Source organism: Pseudoramibacter faecis (genome assembly GCF_036289405.1).
In the GTDB taxonomy this organism is placed as follows: Bacteria; Bacillota; Clostridia; order Eubacteriales; family Eubacteriaceae; genus Pseudoramibacter; species Pseudoramibacter faecis.
Genome location: NZ_JAYFFI010000018.1, coordinates 1 through 14,219, shown reverse-complemented (window position 1 = coordinate 14,219; position 14,219 = coordinate 1). Strand labels below are relative to the sequence as shown.

At 55.0% G+C, this 14,219-nt stretch carries 11 protein-coding genes; 10 read left to right on the top strand and 1 reads right to left on the bottom strand.

All coding sequences use genetic code 11. The features are described 5' to 3' along the window. The first annotated feature begins 70 nt into the window (after window positions 1-70). Window positions 71-484, top strand: coding sequence for a phage holin family protein (locus tag V3C63_RS09930; RefSeq protein WP_329887637.1), 414 nt, complete (start codon window positions 71-73; stop codon window positions 482-484). A gap of 65 nt (window positions 485-549) precedes the next feature. Here V3C63_RS09930 and eutH read toward each other — a convergent pair whose 3' ends face one another. Beyond that, window positions 550-864 (bottom strand): ethanolamine utilization protein EutH, encoded by a 315-nt coding sequence (gene eutH, locus V3C63_RS09925; RefSeq protein ID WP_329887635.1) that lies wholly within the window; start codon window positions 862-864, stop codon window positions 550-552. A 311-nt stretch (window positions 865-1,175) separates the two neighbouring features. Here eutH and V3C63_RS09920 point away from each other — a divergent pair, with 311 nt between their 5' ends. From V3C63_RS09920 to V3C63_RS09880, 9 genes are all read left to right on the top strand, one after another. Further along, the gene (locus V3C63_RS09920; protein WP_329887633.1) at window positions 1,176-2,396 is read left to right on the top strand and encodes an NAD/NADP octopine/nopaline dehydrogenase family protein; all 1,221 of its coding nucleotides are present in this window, start codon (window positions 1,176-1,178) and stop codon (window positions 2,394-2,396) included. Window positions 2,397-2,784: 388 nt separating this feature from the next. Continuing rightward, the gene (locus tag V3C63_RS09915; RefSeq protein ID WP_329887631.1) at window positions 2,785-3,573 is read left to right on the top strand and encodes a glycyl-radical enzyme activating protein; all 789 of its coding nucleotides are present in this window, start codon (window positions 2,785-2,787) and stop codon (window positions 3,571-3,573) included. A 32-nt stretch (window positions 3,574-3,605) separates the two neighbouring features. Further along, window positions 3,606-4,313 (top strand): AraC family transcriptional regulator, encoded by a 708-nt coding sequence (locus V3C63_RS09910; RefSeq protein ID WP_329887629.1) that lies wholly within the window; start codon window positions 3,606-3,608, stop codon window positions 4,311-4,313. Window positions 4,314-4,465: 152 nt separating this feature from the next. Beyond that, the gene (locus V3C63_RS09905; protein WP_329887628.1) at window positions 4,466-5,371 is read left to right on the top strand and encodes a YitT family protein; all 906 of its coding nucleotides are present in this window, start codon (window positions 4,466-4,468) and stop codon (window positions 5,369-5,371) included. A 506-nt stretch (window positions 5,372-5,877) separates the two neighbouring features. Further along, entirely contained in the window at window positions 5,878-8,256 is a 2,379-nt protein-coding gene (locus tag V3C63_RS09900; protein WP_329887627.1) for a glycyl radical protein, read from the top strand. A 133-nt stretch (window positions 8,257-8,389) separates the two neighbouring features. Further along, the gene (locus tag V3C63_RS09895) at window positions 8,390-8,674 is read left to right on the top strand and encodes a hypothetical protein (protein WP_329887626.1); all 285 of its coding nucleotides are present in this window, start codon (window positions 8,390-8,392) and stop codon (window positions 8,672-8,674) included. Between the two features lie 47 nt (window positions 8,675-8,721). Beyond that, window positions 8,722-10,026, top strand: a complete 1,305-nt coding sequence (locus tag V3C63_RS09890; RefSeq protein WP_329887624.1) for an MATE family efflux transporter — start codon at window positions 8,722-8,724, stop codon at window positions 10,024-10,026. A gap of 342 nt (window positions 10,027-10,368) precedes the next feature. Next, window positions 10,369-12,921 carry a glycyl radical protein gene (locus tag V3C63_RS09885; protein ID WP_329887622.1) on the top strand — a complete coding sequence of 851 codons (2,553 nt, stop codon included), beginning with the start codon at window positions 10,369-10,371 and terminating at the stop codon, window positions 12,919-12,921. Between the two features lie 94 nt (window positions 12,922-13,015). Beyond that, window positions 13,016-14,200, top strand: a complete 1,185-nt coding sequence (locus tag V3C63_RS09880; protein WP_329887621.1) for a sensor histidine kinase — start codon at window positions 13,016-13,018, stop codon at window positions 14,198-14,200. The last annotated feature ends 19 nt before the right edge of the window (window positions 14,201-14,219 follow it).

Below are 14,219 nucleotides of genomic sequence, written 5' to 3'. Positions count from 1 at the left end.
TCAGTTGCCAAAGCTGTCTGCAATCACGCAGGCGGCTTTTATTTTTGCACAAAAAGGGAGAAACAACATCATGAAGGAATTCTGGAACACCATTCAATTCATCTTCACGGTCCTCGGAGGGTGGCTCGGCTACTTCCTCGGAGGCTGTGACGGGCTGCTGATCGCGCTGATCGTGTTCGTGGTCTGCGACTACATCACGGGCATCCTCTGCGCCGTCAGCGACAAGAAGCTGTCCTCTGCGGTCGGCTTCAAGGGCATCTGCCGGAAGGTGCTGATCTTCATCCTGGTCGACATCGTCAACATCATCGACGTGCAGGTTCTGGGACAGCCCGGAGTGCTCCGCACGGCGATCATCTTTTTCTACATCTCGAACGAGGGGCTTTCCCTCACGGAGAACGCGGCGCATCTGGGACTGCCGATTCCCACGCAGCTGAAGAGCGTGCTGGAGCAGCTGCATGACAGAAATGAAAAGCCTACTAAATAAAAAGTCAAGCACTATTTTAAAAAATCAGGCGGCAGAAATGAAGATATGGAAATAAGCCCACCATGTTAATGCTGGTCGGAGAGCAGCATCCCGGCAAAAAGCGATGGATCACGCATAAAAAATGGCGCAATGGCCGACCCAGGCACTGCTTTGATCCAAGATGCCAGAGCGATAAACCCCGTCATTAAAAACAATAACTCGACGATGGCATTGACCTCTTTGCAAAAGGATTCTCCAATCCCGAAACGATTGCCCGGCAGATAATCAACCTGCACCCAGACAGAAAAAGACCGCGGCAATAGTGCGCATGATGATTTTCTCCATTCTAAAATCAAAATCGTTAAGGCCTTGCTATAAACACCTTCATCGTAGCGCAGCACTTTTTCTCAATCAAGCGTCTGGCAACCAAAGGCGAAAGACAGTCAAAAAAAAGCGACATTCGGCAAATTGGATGAAAACCTTAAAATAAACGAAATACAGCGCGCTTGGAAGCGCGCTATTTTTGGCCCCCTATATAATTATGAAAGCAAAGATCGTGTAAGAAAAGCATTTAAAAAAATTTCAAATTCGTCCTTTACAAACAACCGGCAAGGCTCTATAATGAATCTAAGTCAATGAGTTGTAGTCATCAATATTAATAATTTCGTCAGCATGCCGGCGGACCGGCATCAAATTCAAGGAGGAATGAACAATGGATATGAGTTATCTGAAGGACAAACCGATTGCGATCATTGGGGCCGGCGGCGTTGGCAAAACCATGGCCGGCGACTGCGCGCTGGCGGGGCAGAAGGTCAACCTGTGGGAACAGGAAGGCTTTAAAAAGAATCTGACTAACATCATGAGAACCGGCATTAAGCTGTCCGGCAACCAGTTCAGCACCTATGGCTTCGAAAGAAAGGGCATCGGCCGCCTGAACATGGCCACCACTAATATGGCAGAAGCTGTTAAAGGCGCAGGCAACATCATCGTGACCACCATCGCCGGTGCACACGAGACGGTTTTTCGCGAACTGATTCCGTTGTTGGAAGACGGTCAGGTGGTTCACATCATTCCGGATAACCTCGGAACCTTTGAATTCAGAAAGATCATGCGCGAACTCGGCTGCACCGCCAAAGTCATCGTCGGCGCCTGGTACACCGCTCCCTACGGCGTGCGCATCGTCCGCCGCGGCGGTGTCACCACCAACGAATGCAAAGTCGAAGACCGTATCACCTTTATCCGCGGGGCTGCCCTGCCGGCATCCGACAGCGACGACTTCATCGCCGCCGCTGACTGCATCGGCGCCTTCGATGCCATCCGCACCGGCGACGGCTTTGTAAAGGGGACCGACGTTATCGATGTTAACCTCGGCAACGTCAACCCGGTGATCCACGTTCCCGGAACCGTTCTCGGCGTTTCCACCATGCAGAACTTCGATACCGTGCTCGGCCAGGAAATGAAGAACTATTCGCTCTACGGCTTCGCGCTGTGCCCGGCCATCGCTCAGGTTCAGTCCGTGTTCTGGGAAGAAGAAAAGGCCCTTGCCAAGGCCATGAACGTCGGCCTGACCACCGTGAACTACGAAGATTTCTTCTCCCGCACCACCATGTATGGGAAAGAATACATGGGGCCGGATTTCGCCGTTCCGTTTGAAGAAAAATACGAAAACTTCTTCGGCGACGGTCCTTTCTCCCTGGAAGACCGCTACATCACGGAAGACGTGCCGGTCGGCTGCTACTTCATTCAACAGCTCGGCGACAAATACGACGTCCCGACCCCGATCGTCGACTCCATGATCCTGCTCGCCAGCACCATGCTCGACCGCGATCTGACCGGCGACAGCAAATTTACTCTGGATTATCTCGAAATCGGCCACATGGACGACGCTCAGTTAAAAGACTACATCCTGAACGGCAACTTCACCACCAAATAAGTGAGGCCCTATCATCACCGCACACACCCGATCTTGGGTGTGTGCTTTTTTTCTCGGCGATTTGCCGCCGTCCTTTCCCGTGTCGTTCCGATCCTCCCGATGCACCGGCTTCGAAAGACGGCAAAAACCGACCATTATTTTGCATTCTCTCCCGCATGAGTGCCAATATTTTTGCGGTATTCTCGTTCATTTTTTTGCGCTGCCACCATTTTGTCCGTCACCTGAGAAACGGCAAAAATTTACCCGTGATTTAAATGGCTTAGACGGGGCGATGGCGCGCTTTGCTGCTTTTTCGCCCGATTATTTCCTCATTTTGGCATCAAACTTGCGATGATTAAACAGCAAAGAAATTGCATCAATCATCACAACGAAGGAGCACTTGCACGCTATGAATTTTCAATACGAGGGGAAAGATAACAAGGGCATTGTGCTGCGTCTGGAGCGCAGCTCGATTCACGACGGCGCCGGCTTTCGGACCGTTGTTTTCATGAAGGGCTGTCATTTGCGCTGCGCCTGGTGCTCGACGCCGGAAAGCCAGCCCTTTGAAATCCAGACCACCGATGAAGGTCAGACCTACGGCGAGGTGATGACCGTCGAAGAAGTCCTGAAGGAAGTCCGCAAGGACATTCCCTTTTATTTTCACTCCGGCGGCGGCATGACCGTCTCCGGCGGCGAGATGATGGCCCAGCCGGATTTCGCGCGCTGCCTGCTGCAGCAAGCCAGAAAGGAGGGCATCAACACCGCCATCGAGACGGCGCTTTTTGCCAAATGGGCAGTGGTCGAAAGCATCCTTCAGTATGTCGATACGGCCTATATCGATATTAAATTCGCCGATCCTGAGCTGCACCGCCGGTTTTGCGGCGTCGACAACAAACCCATTCTCGATAATTTGCTGCGGACCAACAGCCTGAAGCATCGCTTCCGCCTAATCGTTCGCACCCCGCTAATCCCCGGCCTCAACGACTCCGAAGCGGAGCTTCACCGCATTGGCGAATTTTGCACCCGGCTCGAAAAGCTCGACTGGATTCAGCTTTTGCCCTATCACAAATTGGGCACCGACACTTACCGCAAACTCGGCATCCCCTATGCGCTGGGCGATATCGACACACCTTCTCCGGAACATATGGAGACCTGCCGCGATATTGTCGCCCAGCACCTCGAACGCGTCGTGTGGTAATAAAAATATCAACCGAAGGAGGACTTTGAGAAATGAAAAAAGTCATTGATATTCGCATGTTTCACGAATGCCGGGGCGAACACGCCCACCCCTATATTCAAATCATGGTGCCCCTGGAAAAGACCCTGCGCCTCAACATTGCCGACCGGATCTACGATGTGACCCCGCAGGAACTTTGCCTGGTACCCCAAAAGATGCCCCACGAATGCGACTTCAGCGGGCGCATGCTCGTGCTCAACCTCACCGAAGCTCCGGACGACAAGGACAAGGCCCTGCTCGGTGAACCCATCATCGTCTCCATGCGCGGCCAGATCATGCAACTGGTCGAGCTGATCCAAACGGAGCTCAAGCAAAACCCGAACAGCAGCTCGGTCCACTACCTTTATAATTTCCTCTATAGCAAACTGCTCGAAAATCACGAGCCGCCATCCATCCGCTACATCGCCGAGCATTACGATCTGCCCATCACCGTGGATCAACTTGCGGAGATCGAGCGCTACAACGTAACCTACTACAACGACTGGTTCAAACACCAGACCGGCGTCTCCCCAGGGATCTATCTCCGGCGCACCCGGGTCGAAAAAGCCAAGGAATTGCTCCAGAACACTTCTTTCAGCGTGACCCACGTCGCCGTGATGGTGGGCTACAGCTGCAATTCCACCTTTACCCGCGCCTTTCGCAACATCACCGGCATGACCCCCAAGGCCTACCGTAAGCGAGCAATGCCCCTGGCCCAATAACCGCTGTGGGATTGATACAATTTTGCGTTGACTTCCTGCCCGTCATTCGCTAATATGTGACCGTCGGCAGCAAAAGAGCTGTCGACCATCCATCATGAACGGAAAGCGGCTCGGACTGCTTTTCGAATGCCTATACCCTGGAGGATATCCCATTGAAAGTCAAAAAAGTCGGCAATGAATGCGTCGTTACGGAACGCCGGTTTTTCAATCTGCACAACCCTGCAATCCGCATTTTCTTTTTAACCCTATCTGCCGTGCTCACGGGTATTAACACCCAAATATTTCTCAATGCCGGCCATCTGTACCCCGGCGGTGTCGGCGGCGTGACCTTGCTTCTCCAGCGCATCGCCCGGACTTTTTTTCATCGTTCTATTCCCTACGCGCCCATTAACATCCTGCTCAACGGCGTTCCGGTGTGGATCGGCTTTCGCTTTCTGGGGAAAAAATTCACAGCCTACTCCTGCTACACCATCGTGCTCGCTTCCATCATCACAGATCTGATCCCATCCTATGTGATCACCAAGGATGTGCTCCTGCTTTCGGTGTTTGGCGGCGTGATCGGCGGAGTGGCCACCGTGCTCTGCCTCTGGGTGGACGCGACAGCCGGCGGCACGGATTTTATTTCTATTTTTCTCTCAGTCCGCAAGGGTATTGATGCCTGGAACATCATTCTCACCTTTAACATCGTCATTCTGATAGTTGCCGGCCTGCTCTTTGGCTGGAACCAGGCGCTATATTCCATTATCTTCCAATTCACCTTCACCCAGGTGGTCAAGGCCATGTACCACAAATATCAGCAGCAGACCATTTTTGTAGTGACCAAGCTTCCCCACGAGGTCAGCCGCGCCATTTACAGCGTCAGCTGCCACGGCGCCACCTTGCTTCGAGGCATCGGTTCCTACGAAAACGAAGAGCGGGAAGTGGTTTACTCCATCGTCTCCCGCGGGGAAGTTTCTGCGGTGATGAACGCCGTTAAGCTGGTGGATCCTGAAGCCTTTATCAACTCCATTCGAACCGAACAGGTCCGCGGTTTCTTTTATCAAAAGCCCTCCGAATGACCGGCCAGACGAAAAATGACTAAGAAGATGCGGCATTAAACGTCTTCTTTAGAAGCGCTCGACCAATATCTGGACCAGCCGCTGAAAACGGAAACCTTTTAAAGAATCGCGGACGGCATCTGCTCGGTGATCCCGGCCGGCGCCCTTTAGAGTCCTGTCCGAGCTTTATTCCCGGCTTGACCTTCGAACCGGCCGGCGAATGATCGCTCTTCGCTGCTTTTTCAATGTCCTGGTTTGCCGCGCTTCAGCCGCTGGGCGCATATTTTTTTGCATGCCTTTCGTTAAAAGCGAATAATTTTTTGCTGTTTTAAAAAAGTCGGCCTTCCGCCTTATCTGCAAAGGATTAATCCCCTTCCGAAAAGGGCGATAAACAAACGCTTTTCAAAATAAAAAATTTTTCGTAACTTTTTTCTTTTTGGCACGAAGCTTGCGTATATAAATAAGCAAAGCAGCTCGCATCCCGCGGGCCCGATGTATCGTGCATCGATTTTGAAGGAGGTATCACTATGGCAAAGGATTATATGAAACGCATCGAAGCGTTAAGGCAGCAGTATCTGAGCACCCGCGTCGATATGGATGTTTGGGACGCGCTGTACATGACAGAAGGCTTCCAGGCGTCCGAAGGTCAGCCCTGGGCCATTCAGAAGGCCACCGGTTACAAAAACGTCTGCGAAAAGAAGGACATCTACATTCAGGACCACGAACTGCTCATCGGCGGCGTCGGCTTCAAACCCCGCTGCGGGATTTTAAATCCGGACTCTGCCTGCTCGGTCATCGAAAAGGAACTCGACACCATCAGCACCCGCCCCTACGATCCCTTCTACCTTTCCGAAGACGCGAAGCAAGTCTTTATGGATAAAATCGCCCCCTATTGGCGCGGCAAATGCGTGCTCGACCGCTGGAACGCCATGATGCCCGACGACGTGCGCACCATGCGCGACGGCGGCATGCTCTATGTCGATAAGAAATTTGTCCGCGGCTACGGCGAAAACACCCCGGGCTGGACCACCCTGCTCGCGAAAGGCGTCGGCGGCATCAAGGCCGAAGCCGAAGCCAGGCTCGCGGCCCTCGACGACGCTGCCGGCGAAGATGCTGTCGAACAGATGATCTTCTATCGATCGGAAATCATCGTCGCGGAAGGGATCATCGCGCTGGCCAACCGCCACGCCGACCTTGCCGAAAAGATGGCCGCCGAAGAAAGCGACCCGACCCGCAAGGCCGAACTGATCAAAATCGCCGAAGTCAACCGCGCCGTGCCGGAAAACGCCCCGCGCACCTTCTATGAAGCCTTGCAGTGCATGCTCACCTATGAATACGGCATCTTTATGGAACAAAACGCCTCGTCCTACAACCTGGGGCGGATGGACCAATACCTCTATGACTTCTACAAAAACGACCTGGCCGCCGGCATCCTGACCGACGACGAAGCCCAGGAACTGATGGACTGCTTCTGGATCAAGATCGCCGAAATGGGCCTCTTCCAGGATGCGGCCTCTGCCGAATTCTCCGCGGGCTACAATATGACCGTCCAGGTTTGCGCCGGCGGGATCGACCGATACGGCAACGACGCCGTCAACGAATTGTCCTATATGACCATTCAGGCCACCGAAGACACCGCGCTTAAAGAACCCAACATGACGGTGCGCTACAACATCGCCAAGAATCCGGACAGCTTCCTGCGCAAGGCGGCCGAGTGCATCCGCATGGGCCGCACCATGCCGGCCATCTATCACGACGATGCCGGAATCCGCATGCTGCTCAACAAAGGCATTCCGCTGTCGGAAGCCTGGGACTGGACGCCCTGCGGCTGTGTGGAAACCAATTTGGAAGGCCGGCTCAAATCCTACACCGATATCGGCGAAATCAGCATGGGCGGCGTGGTCGACATGGTCATGACCAACGGTAAAAGCCGGCTCACCGGCGAACAGGTCTCCATTCAAACTGGCGACCCCCGCGACTTCAAAACCTTCGGCGATTTCATGGCCGCCATTAAAAAGCAGATCGCCTATTTCGTCGATGTCATGGCGTCCATGAACTCCTATCTCGACTATCTGAGCGAACGCTATCGCCCGGTGCCCGCCCTCTCCCTGACTTATCCGAACTGCATGGTTGTCGGGAAGGACTACGCCAACGGCGGCGCGCAATACAATGTCGGCAACGGGATCAATATCATCGGCCAGGCCGACATCATCAACTCGGCGGCCGACATCAAATATTTGGTTTACGACGAAAAGAAAGTCACGATGGACGACATGCTCAAAGCCCTCGATGCCAACTTTGAAGGCTATGAAGACATTCACCAGCTGTGCATGGACGCGCCGAAATACGGCAACGACGACGAACGCGCGGACTTCTGCGTCGGCGAAATCTATAACTACCTCGTCGACTGCATTGAAGCCCACGGCTCCAAATTTGGCCGTCTGACCGCCGGCATGCTGCCGGTCTCCGGAAATGTGCCGATCGGCAAATCCGTCGGCGCGCTGCCCTCCGGCCGCAATGCTTGGGCCCCGCTGGCCGATGGAATCGGCGCCACCGGCGGCACCGATGTGAAAGGCGCCACCGCCTTGCTCAAGTCCATCTCCCACCTGCCGCACTCGCGCTTCACCCAGGGCACCCAGATGAACCTGAAAATCGAACCGGAAATGCTCGAAGGCGAAGCCGGGCTCAACAACATGGCCTACCTGTTAAAGACCCAGTGCACCCTGGATATTTATCACACCCAGTACAACATCATCGATCGCGATATCTTGATCGATGCCCAGAAACATCCAGAAGACCACAAGGATCTGCTTGTCCGCGTGGCCGGCTACTCGGCTTTCTTTGTCGAACTGGGCAAAGACATTCAAGACGATATCATCCAGCGAACCGAAATCGGCTCCTGGTAATCTGCAGCTTTAAGCCCATGCGCGAAAGATGGTGCCGGACATCTCCGCGCTCCTTCTTGAAGAACAGCCAGAAAATGACCGTTGTTTTCTGGCTGTTCTTTCGTGTATTCCGCAACGACAAAAAGAGGCCCTTATGACAACCGGTATCAAATTCTGCGGCGGTTGCAATCCGCAATACGATCGCAAGGCCTGCGCCGAACAGCTCATGGCCCGTCTGCCCGATCCCGTCGAAATCGCCGCACCCGGCGTCCCCTATGACGTCGTTTATGTGATCTGCGGATGCCAGGTCTGCTGTGCAGACGTATCCGCTCTGAATACCCGCCATCTGATTTACATCACCGACGGCGCCGCCCGCCGCGGCGTCTGCCGAAAAATCCCAAAGGAGGTCCCGCCATCGCCAACCAAAGCAAAAACCTGACCCAGGGATCCATCTTTAAAGGTCTTTTTTTCTTTTCCCTACCGCTTTTGGGCAGCAGCCTGATCCAACAGCTTTACAACACCGTCGATTTAATGTTCGTCGGCAACATCGTCGGCAAAGGGGCTTCCGCGGCCGTCGGCTCCACCAGCCTGCTCACGGTATGCATTCTCGGCTTTTTCATGGGGATGGGCGTCGGCGTCGGCGTCCTTTCCGCCCACGCTTTTGGCGCCAAGCAGGATGAAGAACTCAAAGCCATCATCCACACCGCCATAGGACTGGTCATCATCTTGTCGGTCGTCGCCATGGCCATCGGCCTTCTGGGCTGTTCGCTGTTTTTGCGCTGGATGCAGGTGCCCCAGCGCATCATGGATCTGGCCTTGACCTATATCCGCATTTATCTTTTGGGGATGTTTCCCATCGTCTGCTACAACGTGGCCACCGGCATCATCCGGGCGCTGGGCAACGCCCGCTCCCCGCTGATCTACGCGATTATCGGCGGACTTGTGAATATCGGCGCCGATGCCCTTTTTATGCTCGGCCTGCGTTGGGGCATCGCCGGCGCGGCGCTGGCCACCGTGCTCTCCCAGGGTCTTTCCGCGATGCTCGCCCTGCGCTACCTCATCCACTTGCCGGATCAATGGAAATTGGAAGCTCGCAGAATCACCATCGACCGCACGCTGGCAAAGCGTATCATGGAGCTGGCCGTTCCCGAGGCCATCCGCAGCATGCTCATGACCTTCGCCAACATCCTGATTCAAACGGGGATCAACGGTCTCGGCGTCTCCAGCATGGCCGCCTACGCCGCCTATGGCAAGGTGGAGGGCTTCATTTATTTCCCCCAATGGTCCGTCGGGCAGGCCAACACCACCTTTGTCAGTCAAAATCTCGGCGCCGGCAATTTAAAACGCGCCGAGCGCAGCACCAAGGTCGCCTTGGCGATGGGCATCGGCATCACGCTGATCACCTCCGGCATCGCGATGCTCGCCGCCTATCCGATCTTTCGCGCCTTTTCGGCCGATCCCTGGGTGATCGAGCTTTCCGTGCGCACCGGCCGCGCGGCCTATGGCCTGTATTTCCTCTATGCCATTGTGAAGGTCCTCGCCGGAGCCATCCGCGGATCGGGCACCACCACTTCGCCAATGGTCATTACGATGGTGACTCTCTGCGGCTTTAGAGTGCTCATTCTCAACATCGCCCTGCGTTATCTGCACACCCTGAATCAAATTGTCGGCATCGTCTTCCCCGCCACCTGGGGCATCGCCGCCACGAGCTTTGCGATCTATTATTTCAGCGGACTGTGGAAACGCAACAAAACCTTTCAGGCCGCCGCTTCCCCGTCGGATCTCCGATAATTCTCCGCGAAAAAAGCACGGATACGCCGTGCTTTTTTTGTGTTGGAACGAACCGAGCCTGGCGAAAGGGGGACAAAAAACGCCGAAGCTCGATAAAATCCAAACTATCTTCCCGTCAATGAATGGTTTGGATTGAACAGCTTGATCTGGGACAACACAACTGATCCCGGAAACCATCGCTTTCAAACCTGACGGTATTCGATCGTACCGATTTTACGACAGCCGCTGTCGACGAATTGGCAAGAATTTAGTCTTTATTGTGTCTGTATGACTGCCGACGGACTTTCTATAATGATCATACAAAATAATCGGTGTGTCAGACACATTTGAGGAGGTAATAGTATGATTGCAAAAGGCTTCAGTAAGCCCACAGAACGTATTGAACGGCTGAGAAACCAAATTATCGATGCGGTCCCGCATATCGAATCCGATCGGGCAAAACTGCTGACGGAATCTTACAGGCGCACGGAAAACGAGCCCATGGTGCTGCGCCGGGCCAAGGCGATGGATCACATCCTGACCCATTTGCCGGTGGTCATCCGCGACGACGAACTCCTCGTCGGAACGCTGACCCGCCATACCCGCTCCTGCCAGGTTTATCCGGAATTCTCATACAAATGGCTGATCGAAGAATTCGACACCATTGCCGACCGAATGACGGACAAATTCGTCATTGAAGAAGCGGATAAGCAGATTCTGCGCGACGTGCTGCCCTATTGGGACGGCAAGACGATCAATGACCTGACCCTCAGTTACATGGAAGAAGACAGCAAAAACAGCATGAACCATTCGGTCTTTAACATCGGCAACTACTGGTTCACGGGAATCGGTCACATCATCATCGATTACGCCAAAGCCATCGGCATGGGCTACCGGGCCATCGTCGAAGAAGCGGCGGCCGTGCTGCAGCAGCTGGAAGCCCAGGATCCAGATTATCAGAAAAAGGCGGCCTTCCTGAAGGCGGAAATCATTATTTTCTCGGCGGCCATCAAATTTGCCCACCGCTATGCGGACAAAGCGCAGAGCCTGGCGGCCGGCTGTTCGGATCCGGCCCGCAAGGCGGAACTCGAACGTATCGCCGCCAACTGCCGCCGCGTTCCGGAATATCCGGCGGAAAACTTCTGGGAAGCCTGCCAGGCCTTCATCTTCACCCAGATGATCGTGCAGCTTGAATCCAGCGGACACTCTGTCTCGCCGGGGCGCTTCGACCAGTATATGTATCCGTATTTTAAAGCCGACCAGAGCCTGACCCGCGATCAGGCCCAGGAGCTGCTCGACTGCGTTTTTGTCAAGCTGAACGATCTGAACAAGGTCCGCGACGCGGTCTCGGCTCAGGCTTTCGCCGGATATCAGGTATTCCAGAACATCGGCGCCGGCGGACAGACGGCAGACGGCCAGGACGCGACCAACGACATTTCCTACATGATGATCGAAACGGTGGCCCATCTGCGGCTGAGCGCGCCGTCGTTCTCTATCCGCGTGTGGGAGGGCACCCCGGACGAATTCTTATACCGCGCCTGCGAGCTCTGCCGCCTGGGCTACGGCCTGCCGGCCATGTATAACGACGAGGTTATCATCCCGGCGCTGGTCAACCGGGGCATCGACCTTTACGACGCCAGAAACTTCGGTCTGATCGGTTGTGTAGAGCCTTCGGTTCCCGGAAAAGAACAGGGCTGGCACGACGCCGGATTCTTCAACGTGGCCAAGGTGCTCGAGATCACCATGAACAACGGCCGGGTCGGCGGCGATCAGATCGGTCCGAAAACCGGGGAAGTGAGCGACTTTAAAACCTACGAGTCCTTTGTCGCCGCCTTCAAAGCACAGCTGGCCTTTTTCGTCCGCCAGGTGGTCAACGCCATCAACTCGATGGACTACGCCCATCGGGAACGGGTGCCGTTGCCCTTCCTCTCCGGTTTTGTGGCCGACTGCATTGCCCGGGGAACGGATATCAACGCCGGCGGCGCGAAGTATAACTTCAGCGGTCCGCAGGCCTTCGGGGTGGCCGATGCCGGGGATTCTCTCTGCGCGATCAAAAAACACGTCTTCGAGCAGAAAGACGTCACCTTTGAAGAGCTCAAAGATGCGCTGGATCACAACTTCGGTTATCCGGTGAGCAGCGAGCTGACACCGATCGCCTGCTGCCCGAACGTCAAAACCATCACCACCCAGGCGCCGGCCGACCTCCAGCAGACGATTTACGACACGATCATCAAGGTGATCGGCGATGCAGGCGGCACCATCGATGCAGGCGGCGCCATAAAATCCGAACCCGCGGCGGCGGCCGGTGACAATCCATACGAACGGATCAAGCGCATCATGGAAAACACCGACTGGTACGGCAACGATATCGACGCGGCGGATATGGTCGCGCGGCAGGTGGGACAGGCCTATTGCTACGAGGTTCAAAAATACAAGAACCCAAGAGGCGGTCAGTTCCAGGCGGGGATTTATCCGGTCTCGGCCAATGTGCTCTTCGGGAAGGATGTCGGTGCCATGGCCGACGGCCGCCTGGCGACAAAGCCTCTGGCCGACGGCTGCTCGCCAAGAGCGGGAATGGACACCAACGGCCCGACGGCTGCGGCGAACTCCGTGGCCAAGCTGGAACACGAGCTGGTTTCTAACGGGAGCCTTTACAATATGAAATTACTGCCGGAAAGCGTCGATGGAGATCAGGGCCTCAAGAACTTCGCCGGGCTGGTGCGCAGTTACTTTGCCCACAAAGGTCAGCACATTCAGTTTAACGTCGTCAACCGCGACAAATTGCTGGATGCTCAGGAACATCCGGAAGCATATCGAGATCTCGTGGTCCGCGTCGCCGGTTACAGCGCCATGTTTGTCGAACTGGCCAAGGAAGTGCAGAACGATATCATCCACCGGACAGAGCAGTCCTTCTAAGGCGGCAAGCGCCGGCAAAAACGATTGGGCGATTTTACATCCTCGCCGGACCATGATATGATGAAAACATCAAAATGAAACGAGGGATCATGTCATGGAAATCACCCAACTGATGACAGAGCGGGGCGAAGAACTGTTGGTGCTGCAGCAGCTCATTTCTGATGCGACAGGCATGGCCAACGTCATTGTTAACGCGCAGGGCAAGCCGGTATCCGAGCTGGTAGGCTTCTGTCCCTTCTGCTGCGAAATGCGCAAACGCCGGGACGGACTGACCAGCTGCATGGCCTCCGACGCCTACGGCTGTGTTCAAGGCAGCATTGACCTGCAAAGTCACCTTTATCTCTGCCACGTGGGGCTTTTGGAAATCGCCGTTCCCATTGTGGTCGACAACCGGTATCTGGGCGGTTTTATCACCGGGCAGGTTCACTGCCCGGATGCGCCCTCGGAGATGATCCGGGTGAACCGCCTGACCCAAAGCCCAACCCTGGCGCTGACGGCAGCGGAACAAGCACTCTGCAGCAAAATACCGACCATGGGCTATGCCCAGTGTAGCGCGCTGGCCAAAATAATTGAGAAGCTGATCTCGCAATTTTGTCAGCAGGTCTGTTTGAAACCGGCAAGACAAGGCGCCAAAGCACAACCGCGCAGTAGCAAGTCGCACCCGGAGCAGCCGGCGATGCGGCAAATGATTTTAGACAGCCTGATATCCGCGGCAAATCTGGCGATTATCGAAGGGGCCGTGGAAACCAATGCGTATCTGGTGCAGCTGTCGGATTTTATCAAAACGGCCATTTTCGGCGACGAAACCTATTGGACCGTGGAAAGAGAAACCGCGCATATTGCCGATTTTCTCAAATTGCAGGGTGTCCGCCTGGGGGATAGGCTGCAGATTGATCTGCAAGTTCCGGAGGATCTCGCGTTCTGCCAGATCCCGGCAGGCATTTGGCTGGCCTTTATGGCCAACACAGCGGGGCCGCTTCTGATGGCCGGCGGCAGTCTGCGCATCGAGGCGGCTCTGGCAGGGGATCAGATCGTGTTGAGACGCATTCACACCCCGCCTTATAAGGATCAACCCCGGCAATGTTATGCGGCTCTTTCGACATGCACCTCAGCCCCGCTTCCAAACGCCGGCTTGATTCAAAAGCAGTTGGAAGCGATCTTTGGCGAAGGGATCTGTGAAGTCGAGGCGCTCTCCCTCGAAAGGGGAGAGGGCTGGCTGATTCGCGTTCCCAATCTTTTAACGCAGTCGTCGGGCGGTTCTCGCAGTACGGATGGCTGAAGCACAAAAGCAAACGGAG